Source organism: Streptomyces sp. NPDC002574, from assembly GCF_042889545.1.
Lineage (GTDB): Bacteria > Actinomycetota > Actinomycetes > Streptomycetales > Streptomycetaceae > Actinacidiphila.
The window spans coordinates 17,461-30,871 of the sequence record NZ_JBIARB010000025.1 but is presented as its reverse complement, the minus strand read 5'-3'; the positions used below and the strand labels follow the sequence as shown (position 1 = coordinate 30,871).

The window sequence follows — 13,411 nt, the reverse complement described above, 5'->3', positions numbered from 1 at the left end:
TCCGAGTACATATGGCCCCGGTGCCGTCATCTTCTGCCGTCAGGAGCCGCGAATGCAGGATGGACGCTCTATGGGGGCTGGCCGGTTGGCTGCAGTGACCATGGTTGCCCCCCCATGGGGTCCGTCGGGGGACCGTCGGCATGCACTTGCTCTTGACCGCCATGTACTTTGCATCGCAAAGTTAGTGGGTAGCGGGTGGCCAGCTGGCAATCCGATTTCCAGCGCTGCCGAAGCGCGACCACCGGGGGACATCATGGGAACACCCGCACCGAGCGGCGCGGAATCCGAGGCGAGGGCGCGCGCGGCTGGCCTGTTGGCCGCGACGGAAGGCCTGCGGGACAGGGCCCGCACGCAGCTGAACGGCTCGTGGGTCCCCCTCCTCGGCTTCGGTCTCCTGGCGCTGGCGGCCGCTCCGGTCGCCCGGTACGCCTTCAACTTTGGGGCCCATGGGCGCTACATCGGGTCCTATCCAGCCTTCGCCTACGCCGAGCTGACTGGCCTGTGCGTCGTGCATGAGCCGGGAGCTCCCTGCTTGAAAGGTGAGTTCGACGGCGCCGTCCTGCGCTTCGCGGCCTGGGGCGTCTGGTTCGCGCTCCTCCCCGTGGCATGGTTTGTCTTCGCGCGCTGGTATCGCCGGCGTGGCGAGACTCGGGGCATCGTCCCGCGCCGTGCTGTGTGGATTCGCGCAACTGCCGCAGCCACCGTGGCGATCACGACAGCCCTGGTCATGCTGCTGTTCGGCAGGAACCAACCGTGGGAGGCCGCACTGCTGGAGAACAGCTACGCCTCCCCGTGGTACCTGGTCGGTATCGGACTCCTCGCCCTCGGCATGGCCGAACGCAGTTGGATCGCCGCAGCGGCCGGCACCGCTCACGCCGTGCTCCTCACGGGCTACCTGGGAGCCTCCTGGGGCAGCGGGTGGCTCCCCTGGGAGCACCCCACCCACCCCGCCTGGACCGACGGCCCGCAGGTCAAGGCTCTCTTGCTTGCGGCCGTCCTACTCCTCGCCGGTCTAGCGGAGCGAGTGGCGGTCCGCCGCCGGGTTTCCTCGGGCGCTGCCGGTACGCGCACCGTCGCCTCATGAGCGTCGAGGACTCGTCCGCCGCGCGCGACGACCACGAAGGACTGCATCCGACCCACGCGCTGGACGACACCGTCCACCAGCGCGTGCGGCTCGGCATCCTCACCGTCGCCCGTGAAGCCGACCGGGTCGAGTTCGGCTTCCTGAAGAAGCAACTGGCCGTCACCGACGGAAACCTCTCCCGGCATCTGAAGGTGCTGGAGGACTCAGGCCTTATCACCCTGGAGAAGGGCTACGCCGGCAAGCGCCCCCGCACGTGGATCGCCCTCACCCGCGAAGGAACGCAGGCACTGGACGCCGAACTCCGGGCCCTGCGTGCACTCGTCCACCGCCTGGAAGCCTCCGGCCCCGTGATCGGCCCACCCGACATATGAGCACCGCCTTAGGAGCGCGGTGGGGCGGCCCTTGTCCTGACCTGGGTTTCCATGCACTGGGTGGAGTCCGGCAGCACGCACCCTGGCGCACTTCCATTCCCCGTGGGACCCCGCTCGTTCTGGCACGGATGTGGCACGCGAGACCTTGGGTTGGTGTGTCTCTCACCTGCTGCCATGGTCTGCAGGTGTGCCGTGCGCATATCGGTCAGAAGGGAGGTTCGAGATCACCGCGGCCATCGCTGTGCGGCCCCCAGTCCTCGGCCTCCTCCAAGAGAGGCTCCGGGCCGGGCGGATGGTGGCCCCATGCTTCGAGGGCCCTCCACGCGCCGCGCCGGTTGGGCTCGTAGCTGCTGGTGTCCAGGATGCGGCGCGCGTGCCCGGCGAGGTGATCACGGTGCTCGGCGAGCGCGGGGTGTTCGGCGAGGATGAGCGCGGCCATGACGGCGGCTTCGCGCACGTTCTCGTGGCTGTCCTGCAGGAAGGGCGCGACGGCCCGATAGAGCATCGGACGCAATTCCCGGAAGGCCGCCATAGTGGTGTCCGGGGCGAAGCCTGGCCGGTACTCCTCGTTGCGGGCGACGATCTCGTCGGAGGCGTCCTGAAGCGTGGAAGCCAGCCAACCCAACAACGCCGCGCGGATGGGGATGTCGCGATAGGGCCGTCGCGTCATGGCCGCCGGGTGGGTGAGGATGCCGGCGACGTACATGGCGGCGGGGGCGGTGGCTTCGTAAATAGTGTTCTGGTGGCCGACCATCTCACCCAGCTCCCGCAAAGCCGTGACCTGGACCTTGGGATCGGGCTCCAAAAGTTGCGTCAGAACCTTAGGAAGGTCCTCACCATCCCCGAAAGGCGTCTCGAGCGAACCCCAATCAGTCTCTGCCAGGACTACCTGGTACGGCGGCAAGTCAGACCCGCGGGGCGCCCCGGCGTTGGAACGGCTTTGGTTCACAGGCAAAACCTAGACCAGACCTCGGACACGATTCGCTTGCGGGCCAGTTCTTCGGTTTGCGGCCCTGCCGTAGCCGGCTGCTGCACATGCGGCATGGCACCAGTTTGGAAGACTGAGGCTCCGGATAGCCCCTGAGCTGCACCGACGTGGACCTGGACGAACGCCGGATGCTGTCCGTGGTTCCCCGCCATTCCCCGCTCGGCCCCGTCGTATCTGGCACGGCTGCGGCACGTCGATGCGAACCGGCACCCGTCTGACGCGCAGCGCCCCGGCAGATAGCCCGCGAAACGCGTCATGCATCATTCTTCGGGCGGCGCTGGACGGCGCTGCGGAACGAAGGACCAGAACATGCCCGATCGACTCGGACCCCTTGCGTTCACCGACGGGGAGTGGGTGATCGGTGATCCCGCTGGGGACCATGTAAGGCTGAGGGGGGACGGTTTCTCGCAATGGGTGGAGGGCGTCGAGGCTCAGCAGATTCCGTGGGCGCGCGTGATGGACATCGCGCTCGACGTCCAGCCTCACCGGCGCGACCACTCGAAGAGGCTGCGGAAGGTTGCGGTGATCCTGTCTTGGCTTGGCCAGCCGACCGAGCACGTGGGGCTCCCCGCTTCCATCGGGGGGCTTGCGCGCTGTCCCTATGAAGAGTGGAGCGCGAACTTCACCCACCATGCCTACCGGTACCCCCGGCGTGAGATCACCGCAGCTTGCAAGCTACTCGACGAGGTATCGACCAGCGGCCGAGTCGCGCAGCTCGGCGACCCCGAGTGGCTCACCGCAGTCATCCAAAAGCTGAGCGGCCACCGGTACGGCTCACGCGCACTCTTCCCCCGCAAGCGAGCAATCCGAGAGGTCCTGGAAGCGGGCCCGGACCGCCGCCTGTGACCGTCATTTGCTCGCAGCCCCTACGGCCGGCACCCGGCAGACCTCCTTCGGACCGCCCGGAGGTCATCCACCAGTCAGTTCTTCTGGAAGTGACACGGCCGCCCGCTGACCAGCACACACGACAGCGGCCGGCTCCCTGACCTGCGGGATAGTTGTCGGCCGCTGTCGTCTCCTGTCACCGTTGGCCACTCTCGCACGGCCCCACGGCGGCCCCAGTCAGATGAACCGAAAGACTTCGTCGTCCTCGTCGAGCATCTCGCCCCACTGGATCTTTACGTAGGCCACATGTCCCGTGTCCGTCTTGACCTTCCATGCCGCCCACTGGTCGAGGTCGTGTGCACAGAAGCGGCGCAGGAGAGCCTTGAAGTACTCGAACTCCTCGTCGCTGAGACGGCCGTTTTCATTGGCGCCGCCGCTTCGGCTCGGTACGGCAGCTCAAGTCGGGCCGGTGGCAGGTGAGATACCGCGACCCGGAAACGGCGCAGCTGCGCAGCGCAGAGGAGACGTACGCGACCAAGACGGATGCGGAAGTCGCGCTGACCCACATCGAGGCGGACATCACCCGCGGCCAGTGGTCTGATCCGGATGCGGGCAAGGTCAGCTTCGGTGACTACGCCGTCGCATGGCTGAACGACCGGAAGATGGCTGCTCGTACGCGGGAGCGCCACGAATCGGTGGTCCGGCTGCATCTGCTGCCCACCTTTGGTGACAGGCCGTTGGCCTCGATCACGACAGCTCAGGTGCGGGCCTGGCGAACGGCGTGCCTGACCCGCACCGGTGAGCCGACCGTGGTCAAGGCCTACCAGGTCTTACGGGCGATCCTGAACACGGCCGTGGACGACGAACTGATCCGGCGCAACCCGTGCCGGGTCAAGGGAGCTGACCGGTACGACGTGCCGGAGCGGCCGGTCCTCACCGTGGGCGAGGTGTACGCCGTGGCTGACGCGATGGGCTCGCGATACCGGCTGCTGATCCTCCTGGCCGCATTCACCGGGCTGCGCTTCGGAGAGCTGGCCTCACTCCGCCGGCGGGACGTCGACACGGCTCAGGCCGCGCTCATGGTCCGACGCTCGCAGGCAGAGATGCAGACCGGAGCCCTCTTCGACAAGGCACCGAAGTCCGATGCGGGTATCCGGCCGGTGGCCTTCCCGAGTGAACTGCTGCCGGACGTCCAGCGGCACCTCGACACCTACGCCGGGCCCGGCCGGGACGGTCACGTCTTCCTCGGCCCCCAGGGTGGGCAACTGCGCCGGAGCAACTTCCGGGACGACTGGATCCGCGCCCGGACCAAGGCGGGCATCACGGCAGACGTGCACTTCCACGATCTGCGGCACACGGGGAACACCCTGGCCGCATCCGGTGCGAGCCTGCGGGAGCTGATGACCAGGATGGGCCACAGCACGCCGCGTGCCGCGCTGATCTATCAGCACATGGTCAACGGCCGTGATCGCGAGATCGCCGATCGGCTCGGCTCGATGATCCGTAGGGCCCGGGGCGATGAGGCTTAGGCGCTTGGGTACCCCCGTTGCGCGAGGACTGCCAACGGCCGCAAATGCCTTGCTGAGCTCGTGGACACTGGACGAACATCGCCGAATGACCGGAGAAGCGGAACGATTGCTGGCACGGGTCGTACAGACGTGTCACGGCTACCCGTCACAGTGGGACGCCTGGACTGTCGGCGGCTACTACCTCTACTTGCACTACCGCCACGGTGAGGGCAGCGTCGAGCGGCATCCCGGACCTGACACCGACACCTGGACCGCTGAATCCTGGAACGAAGGCCGCTCGGAGCTTCTGGTTCAGTGGGACGACGAAACTGACGACGGCATCATCAGCCTCTCCGACTTCCTGCGCGCCGCCGGACTCGAACTGGCGCCGGGGGCGTCGATCGCCTAGCGGCCTTGTGGCACGTGAGTGGCACGGCCGTGATCACGTGAAAGGGCCAGTTCGAGGCAACCACGCCCTGAACTGGCCCTTCACTACGTGCCCCAGGCAGGATTCGAACCTGCGACACCCGCTTTAGGAGAGCGGTGCTCTATCCCCTGAGCTACTGAGGCCACGCCCGGCGTGGGACAGGGTCCCGGCAGGGTGTTGCTGCCCCGGAGGGCAGCCCAGGACAGGGTAGCGGATCGGGGGCAAGGCGGTGCGGACGTGCACTTGGACTGCGGTGAACGGTGATGTGGGCGCCCGTGGTGGGGACATCGCGCGCCGGGCGGCGCCGGGGTGGATCACCGGTCCTCCCGGCGCCGGTCAGTCGGCGTCGGGGCCCTCGGAGAGGTCCGCCGCGTCGAGTGCCGAGGTCAGACGTTCGAGGCGGGTCCGCAGTTCGCTGATGTCGTCGAGGCCCAGGCCGGTGGCGGCGGATATGCGCAGCGGCACCTGGAGGGCGCGCTCGCGCAGGGCGACGCCTTCCTCGGTGAGGTGGACGGTGACCGAGCGCTCGTCGTCGGTAGAGCGTTCGCGGCGGACTAGGCCGGCCGCGTCGAGGCGCTTCAGCAGCGGGGAGAGCGTGCCGGAGTCGAGACGCAGGTGCTCGCCGATCCTCTTCACCGGCAGGGGGCCGTGCTCCCACAGCACGAGCATGGCCAGGTACTGGGGGTAGGTGAGGCCGAGGTCCTTGAGGACGACCCGGTAGACACCGCCGAAGGCACGGGACGCGGCCTGCAGCGAGAAGCAGATCTGCTGCTCCAGGCGCAGGTAGTCGTCGCCGGCCCGCGCGGATGCGGAGGCGGGGGCAGAGACAGGGGCGGTCATGGGTCCAGGGTATCTCGGCCGCTCCCGTTTTAGTTGTGTGCAACTGAGTTGTGTGCTCTACTTGTCATAACGAGTTCGCACGCGATCGAAAGAGGACGGATTCCCATGGACGCGCTGTACACCGCTGTCGCCACCGCCAACGGCCGCGACGGGCGGGCCGTGAGCTCCGACGGCCAGCTCGACCTCGCGCTGGCCATGCCCCCGGCGATGGGTGGCAACGGTCAGGGCACCAACCCCGAGCAGCTCTTCGCCGCCGGTTACGCGGCCTGTTTCGCCAGCGCGCTGGCCCTGGTGGGCCGCCAGGCCAAGGTCGACACCAAGGACATCTCGGTGACCGCCGAGGTCACCATCGGCAAGGACGACACGAGCTTCGGCCTGGCCGTGGTGCTCCGCGCCGAGCTGCCGGCGGAGCTGGAGAACGAGACCGGTCACAAGCTGCTGGAGCAGGCCCACGCGGTCTGCCCCTACTCCAAGGCGACCCGCGGCAACATCCCCGTCGAGCTCGTCGTCGAGTAGTCGAGCCGTCGAGAACCCGCGCGCCCGGATGTCCCGGACGCCCGAGGAAGGACCCTGGTCGCCGCGGCGCGACCGGGGTCCTTCCCGTTTTCGGCTGAATGTGAGTCAGGTCACAACGGGGGCCGAAATATCCGGGGACGGCGTCCCCGTTTACCCTTGTGTCGCGCAAGCGGGGACAGCTTCCCCGGATGCGCGGCAACGGACAACCGTCAGGCAGTACCCGGCACCGTGGGAGAGGGGGACCCGTCATGGCCCAGATCGCCGTGAAACAGCGCGCGGACGCGACCCGCAATCGTGAGCGCATCATGGCCGCGGCCCGCGAGGTCCTCCTCGAGTACGGTGCCGACGCACCCCTCGACGAGGTCGCCCGCCGCGCGGGCGTCGGCAACGCGACGGTCTACCGGCACTTCGCCGACCGCCAGGAGCTCGCGATCCAGGTGGCGCACTCGGTGATGGACCGGATCGCGGACCGCGCCGAGCGGCTGCTCATCGAGGAACCGGACCCCTTCGACGCGCTGCGCGCCTTCGTGCACGAAGCCGCCGACGAGCGGGTGGGGGCGCTGTGTCCCATGCTCGTCGCGCGGTTCGGCCAGGGCGAACCGCGCCTGGAGGAGGGCCGTGTCCGCCTGCAGGGCGCCGTCGCGCGTCTGATGGAGGCCGCCCGTCGGTCCGGACGGCTCCGCGACGACATCGACGTCGGCGATCTGATGGTGGCGATCAGCCAGCTCACCCGGCCCCTGCCGGGATCGCACTGCGACATGAGCCGTTTCATCCACCGGCACCTGCAGTTGTTCGTCGACGGTCTGGAGGCCCCGGCACGTTCGCCGCTGCCCGGGTCCTCCGTGACGCTCGAAGACCTCCGGGGGCGGGACTGAGCCTCCGCCGGCGGCCGCGCGCCGTGGCCGGCCGACCGGTAATTCACTAGCCGACCATTCATCCGTTACGTACTGTAAGTCGCCTTCGTCTTCTCTGGTCCATGAGTCGCGCCCGCCCGCATCGGCGCGCGGCGCCCATGCGGCCCGCAGAGTTCACCGTCGTGCTCGCCTCTTCCCACCGTTAGTGAGTTCATCCATGTCAGAAACGGCCCACGCCCAGCGCTGGAAGGCGCTGGCCTTCATCGCGATAGCCCAGCTGATGGTCGTCCTCGACGGCACCATCGTGAACATCGCACTTCCCACCGCCCAGGCCGACCTCGGTATCTCCGACGCCAACAAGCAGTGGGTCATCACCGCCTACGCGCTGGTCTTCGGCGGACTGCTGCTCTTCGGCGGGCGCATCGCCGACATGTGGGGCCGCCGCCGGACCTTCATCACCGGTCTCATCGGCTTCGCGGCCGCCTCGGCGATCGGTGGCGCCGCGGCCAACGAGGCGGTGCTCTTCGGTGCCCGCGCACTGCAGGGCGCTTTCGGCGCGCTGCTCGCGCCGGCCGCGCTGTCGCTGCTCGCGGTGATGTTCACCGAGCCCCAGGAGCGCGCCAAGGCGTTCGGCATCTTCGGTGCCATCGCCGGTGGTGGCGGCGCCGTCGGCCTGATCCTCGGCGGTGCGCTGACCGAGTACCTGAACTGGCGCTGGACGTTCTTCGTCAACATCCCCTTCGCCGCCGTCGCGGTCTTCGGTGCCCTGCGGGTCATCCGCGAGCCCGCCGGCAGCCGCAACAACAGCAGCCTCGACATCCCCGGTGCGGTGCTGGCCACCGCCGGTCTGGTCTCGCTGGTCTACGGCTTCACCGTCGCCGAGTCCGACGGCTGGGGCGCGGGCAAGACCATTGGCCTGTTCGTGGCCGCGGTCGTGCTGCTGGCGTCGTTCGTGGTCGTCGAGTCCCGTGTGAAGGCACCGCTGCTGCCGCTGCGTGTGGTCACCGACCGCAACCGCGGTGGCGTGTACCTCTCGCTCGGCCTGGCGATCATCGCCATGTTCGGCCTGTTCCTCTTCCTCGGCTACTACCTCCAGGTCGTGCAGGGCTTCTCCGCCCTGAAGACCGGCTTCGCCTTCCTCCCGATGATCGCGGGCATGATCACCGGCTCGACGCAGATCGGCGCGCGTCTGATGAACCGCGTCCGGCCGCGGCTGCTGATGACCCCGGGCTTCCTGCTGGCTGCCCTGGGCATGCTGATCCTGACCCAGCTCGAGGTCGGCAGCTCGTACGCCGGCCTGATCCTGCCGGCGGAGATCCTGCTCGGCCTCGGCATGGGTACGGCGTTCATGCCGGCCATGAGCCTGGCCACGCACGGTGTGCAGCCGCGTGACGCGGGTGTCGCCTCCGCCATGGTCAACACCTCGCAGCAGGTCGGCGGTGCCATCGGCACCGCGATGCTCAACACCGTCGCGGCCAGCGCCACCACCGCGTGGATCGCCGGCCATGCCGCCGAGGCCCGCACGCTGGGCAAGCAGGGCTTCATCAACGCGGCCGCGGTGCACGGTTACTCGACCGCGATCTGGTGGGCGGCCGGCATCCTCGCGGTGTCGGCGATCATCGCCTTCACCTTCATCACCGCCGGCCACGGTGGCAGCGTCGTGGCCGCGTCGTCCGAGGACGGCGCGGAGGGCACCGCCGACGACATCGTCGTCCCCGTGGTCGCCCACTGACCCGGACGCCCCGGCGCAACGCCCGAAGGGCCCCGCTTCCCACGGGAAGCGGGGCCCTTCGGCCTGTGCCGGCCGGTTGCCCCGGGGGGAGCCGGGGGAGCCGAGGGATCAGCCGAACTGCACGGAGCGCTTGGCCAGGCCCATCCAGAAGCCGTCGATGACGCTGCGCTGGGATCCGAGATCGTCCTCGGCCGCGCCCATGGCGACGAAGAGCGGGGCGAAGTGCTCGGTGCGCGGATGGGCGAGTGCCCCCGCGGGGGAGGTGTGCGAGAAGTCCAGCAGCGCGTCGACGTCCTGGGCGTCCAGCGCGCGCCGGCCCCAGTCGTCGAACTCGGTGGACCAGCCGGGGACGCCCCCGGCGTGCCGCAGCGCCGCCAGGTTGTGGGTGAAGAAGCCGCTGCCGACGATGAGCACCCCCTCGTCGCGCAGCGGGGCCAGCTTCCGCCCGACGTCCATCAGCTTCTGCGGGTCGAGCGTGGGCATCGAGACCTGCAGTACCGGGATGTCCGCCTCCGGGAACATCTCCACCAGCGGGACGTAGGCCCCGTGGTCCAGGCCCCGGTCCGGAATGTCCTGCACCGGGATGCCCGGGCCGCGCAGCAGCCCGCGTACCGAGTCGGCCAGCGCGGGCGCTCCGGGGGCGGCGTATCGGACCCCGTAGTAATGCCGCGGGAAGCCCCAGAAGTCGTACACCAGTGGGACGGTGGTGGTCGCGGCGAGCGCGAGCGGGGCCTCCTCCCAGTGCGCGGAGACCATCAGGATCGCCGTGGGGCGCGGCAACCCGGCGGACCAGGCGGCCAGTTCACCGGGCCAGACGGGGTCGTCGGCCAGCGGCGGGGCGCCGTGCGACAGATACAGGGCGGGCATGCGCATGGGGGTCTCCTCAGGCCGGGAGGACGAGGGTGTGGTGGGTGTGCGCGGCCTTGGCGCGCAGGTAGCGGACATTGGCCTGCGAGAGGTGCACACCGGTCGGCACCCGTTCGGCGACGGTGATGCCGAGGGTGGACAACTGCTCTGCCTTGTCCGGGTTGTTGCTCAGCAGGCGGATCGTGTCCACGCCGAGCGCGCCGAGCATCTGGGCGGCGGCGGTGTAGTCCCGCTCGTCGTCGGCCCGGCCGAGCGCGCGGTTGGCGGCGTAGGTGTCCAGGCCCTGGTCCTGGAGGGCGTACGCGTCCAGCTTGGCGTACAGGCCGATGCCACGGCCCTCCTGGCGCAGGTAGAGCAGATAGCCGCCCACGGCCGCTATGCGCTCGACCGCCTCCCTCAACTGGGGCCCGCAGTCGCAGCGCTGGGAGCCGAGGACGTCGCCGGTCAGGCACTCGGAGTGCGGGCGGACGAGCGGCACCGGCGTCCCCTCGTGAGCGCCGAGGCCGAGCGCGATGTGCTCCTCGCCGTCGGCAAGGCCGGTGAAGGTGAGCACGTCGGCGTCGGTCGTCCAGCCGTCGGAGAAGCGCAGCGGGATGCGCACGCGCGTACGGATCGCTGCCCGGGGGTGTGCGGGTGCGGTGGTCATGGAGTTCCTTGCTCGAGGATTCCTTGAACTTTCAAGCGAGCAGACAGGACCGTACCCCCGATTGCTTGAGGTTTCAAGGTAACTTCGTACCATAGGGGGCATGACGACGAGCAGGCCCCAACCCCGCTGGCTGAGCCAGGAGGAACAGCGCGCGTGGCGCGCCTACATGGCATCGACCCAGCTGGTCTCCGACGTCCTGGACAGGCAACTCCAGCGAAACGCGAACATGCCGCTCGCCTACTACTCGCTGCTGGTGTGGCTCTCGGAGGCGCCCGACCGACGCATGCGCATGACGGAACTCGCCGAACGGTCGAAAATTACGCGCAGCCGGCTCTCGCACGCCATCGCGCGGCTTGAGGAGAACGGCTGGGTGCGCCGTGAGAGCTGCCCGTCCGACCGGCGCGGCCAGCTCGCCGTCCTGACCGACGAGGGCTTCGCGGCGCTCGCCGCCGCCGCGCCGGGGCACGCCGAGGCGGTGCGCGGGGCGATCTTCGACCGTCTCTCGGCGGAGCAGATACAGCAGCTGAGCGAGATCTGCCGGACCGTCGCGGAGGGGCTGCAGCCGGAGAAGGGGGCGGCGGCGGATCTGCCGTGGCTGCGCTGAGGGGCGCTGGAGTGATCGAAGGGCGGAGCGCGGGGGTCAGTCGCCGGGGGTGAGCTCCTTCTCGTACCAGGCGACGTCCCAGTAGCGGCCGAACTTCCGGCCGACCTCGCGGAAGACGCCGACCGGGCGGAAACCGAAGCGGGCGTGCAGCCGCGCCGACGCCTCGTTGGGCTGCGCGATGCCGGCGTAGGCGCGATGCACGTCCTCGTTCCGCAGGGCGTGGAAGAGCGCGGTGTAGAGCAGGGTGCCGACGCCTCGGCCGGCGGCCCCGGGTGCGCAGTACACAGAGGTCTCCACCGAGGTCGAGTAGGCCGCCTTCGGGCGGAACGGGCTGCTCGTCGCGTAGCCGAGAAGACGGCCGGCCGGGGCCGGCGTGTCCGGAGTTTCCGCCGATCCGAGGGTTTCTGGGGATTCGAGGGCAACCAAAAGGCGGTGCGGTCCGTCTTCCGGGTGGGAGAGCAGCCATGGACGGCGCTGTTCCAGGGAAAGCGGTTCCAGGTCGAAGGTGACGGGCGTCTCGCGGACGTAGTGGTTGTAGAGCTCGGTGAGGGCCCGCAGGTCCTCCTCCCGACCCGGCCTGACCTGCACTTCCGGGTGCTTCGGCAATGATCCACCTCTCGCTGTGGCCGGACAGGGTACTGCAAGATCGTAAAAAATGGGGGTGCGCATGGGAATTGTGTCCGGATTCCAGTCGTTATCCCTTTTCGAGTGGGCAGCCGAGAGGTAGTCGCGAAGCTGCTGAGGGGCAGCTCATTCGACCGACACCCGACCGAACCTTCGCAAGGGAGCACGCATGGCAACCCGTGCCGTCGCCCGCAGCACCACCGGCGGGAAGAGCAGCGCTCGCGCGCACGGCCACGGCGAGATGGCCGACCGAGACCTCGTCGGTATGTACCTCGACGAGATCGCGCGCACGCCGTTGCTCGACGCCGCGCAGGAAGTCGAGCTTTCCAGGGCGATCGAGGCCGGCGTCTACGCCGAGCAGCTCCTCGCGGGTGAGGAGCTGGGTTCGGGAGGCGGCGCCGACCGCGAGGAACTGGAGGCGATAGCCGCCGCAGGTGCGCGGGCCAAGGACGTCTTCATCCGTTCCAACCTGCGTCTTGTCGTCGCCGTCGCGCGCCGTTACCCGCGCAGCGGCCTGCCGCTGCTCGACCTGATCCAGGAGGGCAACGCGGGCCTGGTCCGCGCCGTCGAGAAGTTCGACTACGCCAAGGGCTTCAAGTTCTCCACGTACGCGACATGGTGGATCCGTCAGGCGATCACCCGGTCCATCGCGGACCAGTCGCGCACGATCCGGCTCCCCGTCCACCTGGTGGAGGAACTGGGACGTGTGCGCCGGGTGCAGCGCGAGTTCAACCGTGAGCACGGACGTGACCCGGAGCCCGCGGAGATCGCCGCCGAACTCGACTCCACGCCGGAGCGCATCGCCGACGTGCTGGACTGGGCGCGCGATCCCGTGAGCCTCAACATGTCGGTGGACGACGAGGGCGAGACCCAGTTCGGCGATCTTGTCGAGGACACCTCGGCCGCCTCGCCGGAGGACTCCGTGCTCGTCATGCTGCGGCGTGAGGAACTGGAGGACCTGATCGACCGGCTCGACGACCGGACCGCGTCCATCATCCGGGCGCGCTACGGGATCGTGGACGGCCGCGAGCGCACGCTGACCGAGGTCGGCAAGCAGCACGGCCTGACCCGGGAGCGGATCCGGCAGATCGAGAAGCACGCCCTGGCCGACCTGAAGCGCATGGCGCGCCAGACGGGGCTGTCCATCGAGGCGGCCTGACCACCGGCGGGCGTCCTCGCGGCGCCCGCAACGCCCCCCCACCCAAGACTCGGGCTCCGGTGCCACCCCCCTGCACCGGGGCCCGACCCCTGTCCGGGGTGTCCGGGGCCGGCCGGTCCGCTCGGGGCGGCCCGTACCCTGGACCCATGAGCAGTTCCGATCCCCGCCCCGCCTCGCAGCCCGCCCCCGGTCGCCCGCGTGAGCCGCGCGACCCCGCGACGGCGCTGGTCTTCGACGACCCGCTGGAGCGGCAGTCGAGCGACGACACCGACACGGGCTGGGGCGACCGCCAGGGGCAGGGCGGTGCGGGAGATCTCGCGCGCTTTCTCGACGAGAAGCCCCCGCACCACATCTGAGACGGACGCG

Annotated in this window: 16 protein-coding genes and 1 tRNA gene; 11 read left to right on the top strand and 6 right to left on the bottom strand. The window is 69.4% G+C overall.

Going from position 1 to position 13,411, the window contains the following annotated elements; genetic code table 11:
• Positions 1 to 703 precede the first annotated feature (703 nt).
• The gene (locus ACFYXS_RS38375) at positions 704 to 1,084 is read left to right on the top strand and encodes a hypothetical protein (RefSeq protein WP_389256429.1); all 381 of its coding nucleotides are present in this window, start codon (positions 704 to 706) and stop codon (positions 1,082 to 1,084) included.
• On the top strand, positions 1,081 to 1,455 hold the full coding sequence (locus tag ACFYXS_RS38370; protein ID WP_389256428.1) for a transcriptional regulator: 375 nt from the start codon (positions 1,081 to 1,083) through the stop codon (positions 1,453 to 1,455). The genes ACFYXS_RS38375 and ACFYXS_RS38370 overlap by 4 nt, the downstream gene beginning before the upstream one ends.
• Positions 1,456 to 1,660: 205 nt before the next feature.
• Here the strand turns inward: ACFYXS_RS38370 and ACFYXS_RS38365 are convergent, their stop codons facing one another.
• A complete protein-coding gene (locus tag ACFYXS_RS38365) occupies positions 1,661 to 2,260 on the bottom strand; it encodes a hypothetical protein (RefSeq protein WP_389256427.1) in 600 nt (199 codons plus the stop codon).
• A 492-nt stretch (positions 2,261 to 2,752) separates the two neighbouring features.
• Here ACFYXS_RS38365 and ACFYXS_RS38360 point away from each other — a divergent pair, with 492 nt between their 5' ends.
• The 3 genes from ACFYXS_RS38360 (at position 2,753) to ACFYXS_RS38350 (ending at position 5,185) form a co-directional block, all read left to right on the top strand.
• The gene (locus tag ACFYXS_RS38360) at positions 2,753 to 3,289 is read left to right on the top strand and encodes a hypothetical protein (RefSeq protein WP_319660242.1); all 537 of its coding nucleotides are present in this window, start codon (positions 2,753 to 2,755) and stop codon (positions 3,287 to 3,289) included.
• 455 nt (positions 3,290 to 3,744) lie between these two features.
• Positions 3,745 to 4,797 carry a tyrosine-type recombinase/integrase gene (locus ACFYXS_RS38355; protein ID WP_389256426.1) on the top strand — a complete coding sequence of 351 codons (1,053 nt, stop codon included), beginning with the start codon at positions 3,745 to 3,747 and terminating at the stop codon, positions 4,795 to 4,797.
• Between the two features lie 85 nt (positions 4,798 to 4,882).
• Positions 4,883 to 5,185, top strand: coding sequence for a hypothetical protein (locus ACFYXS_RS38350; protein WP_389256425.1), 303 nt, complete (start codon positions 4,883 to 4,885; stop codon positions 5,183 to 5,185).
• 88 nt (positions 5,186 to 5,273) lie between these two features.
• Here the strand turns inward: ACFYXS_RS38350 and ACFYXS_RS38345 are convergent.
• Together ACFYXS_RS38345 and ACFYXS_RS38340 are read right to left on the bottom strand one after the other, a co-directional pair.
• Positions 5,274 to 5,346: transfer RNA gene (locus tag ACFYXS_RS38345), tRNA-Arg, on the bottom strand.
• 193 nt (positions 5,347 to 5,539) lie between these two features.
• Positions 5,540 to 6,043, bottom strand: a complete 504-nt coding sequence (locus tag ACFYXS_RS38340; RefSeq protein WP_389256424.1) for a MarR family winged helix-turn-helix transcriptional regulator — start codon at positions 6,041 to 6,043, stop codon at positions 5,540 to 5,542.
• 105 nt (positions 6,044 to 6,148) lie between these two features.
• On the opposite strand from ACFYXS_RS38340, the gene ACFYXS_RS38335 reads away from it, so the two are divergent.
• The 3 genes from ACFYXS_RS38335 to ACFYXS_RS38325 all read left to right on the top strand — a co-directional run bounded on the left by ACFYXS_RS38335 (position 6,149) and on the right by ACFYXS_RS38325 (position 9,145).
• Complete coding sequence (locus ACFYXS_RS38335) at positions 6,149 to 6,559, top strand: organic hydroperoxide resistance protein (RefSeq protein WP_389256423.1); 411 nt, start codon at positions 6,149 to 6,151, stop codon at positions 6,557 to 6,559.
• 248 nt (positions 6,560 to 6,807) lie between these two features.
• Positions 6,808 to 7,434: a TetR/AcrR family transcriptional regulator gene (locus ACFYXS_RS38330; protein WP_389256422.1), complete on the top strand. Its 627-nt coding sequence runs from the start codon at positions 6,808 to 6,810 to the stop codon at positions 7,432 to 7,434.
• A 196-nt stretch (positions 7,435 to 7,630) separates the two neighbouring features.
• Positions 7,631 to 9,145 carry an MFS transporter gene (locus ACFYXS_RS38325; protein WP_389256421.1) on the top strand — a complete coding sequence of 505 codons (1,515 nt, stop codon included), beginning with the start codon at positions 7,631 to 7,633 and terminating at the stop codon, positions 9,143 to 9,145.
• A gap of 108 nt (positions 9,146 to 9,253) precedes the next feature.
• Here ACFYXS_RS38325 and ACFYXS_RS38320 read toward each other — a convergent pair whose 3' ends face one another.
• A complete protein-coding gene (locus tag ACFYXS_RS38320; RefSeq protein ID WP_389256463.1) occupies positions 9,254 to 10,012 on the bottom strand; it encodes a dioxygenase in 759 nt (252 codons plus the stop codon).
• Between the two features lie 16 nt (positions 10,013 to 10,028).
• Positions 10,029 to 10,658, bottom strand: coding sequence for a GTP cyclohydrolase II (gene ribA, locus ACFYXS_RS38315; RefSeq protein WP_389256420.1), 630 nt, complete (start codon positions 10,656 to 10,658; stop codon positions 10,029 to 10,031).
• 100 nt (positions 10,659 to 10,758) lie between these two features.
• On the opposite strand from ribA, the gene ACFYXS_RS38310 reads away from it, so the two are divergent.
• Positions 10,759 to 11,262 (top strand): MarR family winged helix-turn-helix transcriptional regulator, encoded by a 504-nt coding sequence (locus tag ACFYXS_RS38310; protein ID WP_389256419.1) that lies wholly within the window; start codon positions 10,759 to 10,761, stop codon positions 11,260 to 11,262.
• Positions 11,263 to 11,298: 36 nt separating this feature from the next.
• Here the strand turns inward: ACFYXS_RS38310 and ACFYXS_RS38305 are convergent, their stop codons facing one another.
• The gene (locus ACFYXS_RS38305; RefSeq protein WP_389256418.1) at positions 11,299 to 11,868 is read right to left on the bottom strand and encodes a GNAT family N-acetyltransferase; all 570 of its coding nucleotides are present in this window, start codon (positions 11,866 to 11,868) and stop codon (positions 11,299 to 11,301) included.
• Positions 11,869 to 12,055: 187 nt separating this feature from the next.
• On the opposite strand from ACFYXS_RS38305, the gene ACFYXS_RS38300 reads away from it, so the two are divergent.
• Both ACFYXS_RS38300 and ACFYXS_RS38295 read left to right on the top strand, forming a co-directional pair.
• Positions 12,056 to 13,045 (top strand): sigma-70 family RNA polymerase sigma factor, encoded by a 990-nt coding sequence (locus ACFYXS_RS38300; RefSeq protein WP_319663063.1) that lies wholly within the window; start codon positions 12,056 to 12,058, stop codon positions 13,043 to 13,045.
• A gap of 146 nt (positions 13,046 to 13,191) precedes the next feature.
• On the top strand, positions 13,192 to 13,401 hold the full coding sequence (locus tag ACFYXS_RS38295) for a hypothetical protein (RefSeq protein ID WP_389256417.1): 210 nt from the start codon (positions 13,192 to 13,194) through the stop codon (positions 13,399 to 13,401).
• Positions 13,402 to 13,411 lie beyond the last annotated feature (10 nt).

Excerpts from the sequence above, each read along its gene's own strand:
- ACFYXS_RS38370 (WP_389256428.1), top strand. The coding sequence starts at position 1,081 with ATGAGCGTCGAGGACTCGTCCGCCGCGCGCGACGACCACGAAGGACTG.
- ACFYXS_RS38360 (WP_319660242.1), top strand. The coding sequence starts at position 2,753 with ATGCCCGATCGACTCGGACCCCTTGCGTTCACCGACGGGGAGTGGGTG.
- ACFYXS_RS38350 (WP_389256425.1), top strand. The coding sequence starts at position 4,883 with ATGACCGGAGAAGCGGAACGATTGCTGGCACGGGTCGTACAGACGTGT.
- ACFYXS_RS38340 (WP_389256424.1), bottom strand. The coding sequence starts at position 6,043 with ATGACCGCCCCTGTCTCTGCCCCCGCCTCCGCATCCGCGCGGGCCGGC.
- ACFYXS_RS38335 (WP_389256423.1), top strand. The coding sequence starts at position 6,149 with ATGGACGCGCTGTACACCGCTGTCGCCACCGCCAACGGCCGCGACGGG.
- ACFYXS_RS38330 (WP_389256422.1), top strand. The coding sequence starts at position 6,808 with ATGGCCCAGATCGCCGTGAAACAGCGCGCGGACGCGACCCGCAATCGT.
- ACFYXS_RS38325 (WP_389256421.1), top strand. The coding sequence starts at position 7,631 with ATGTCAGAAACGGCCCACGCCCAGCGCTGGAAGGCGCTGGCCTTCATC.
- ACFYXS_RS38320 (WP_389256463.1), bottom strand. The coding sequence starts at position 10,012 with ATGCCCGCCCTGTATCTGTCGCACGGCGCCCCGCCGCTGGCCGACGAC.
- ribA (WP_389256420.1), bottom strand. The coding sequence starts at position 10,658 with ATGACCACCGCACCCGCACACCCCCGGGCAGCGATCCGTACGCGCGTG.
- ACFYXS_RS38310 (WP_389256419.1), top strand. The coding sequence starts at position 10,759 with ATGACGACGAGCAGGCCCCAACCCCGCTGGCTGAGCCAGGAGGAACAG.
- ACFYXS_RS38300 (WP_319663063.1), top strand. The coding sequence starts at position 12,056 with ATGGCAACCCGTGCCGTCGCCCGCAGCACCACCGGCGGGAAGAGCAGC.
- ACFYXS_RS38295 (WP_389256417.1), top strand. The coding sequence starts at position 13,192 with ATGAGCAGTTCCGATCCCCGCCCCGCCTCGCAGCCCGCCCCCGGTCGC.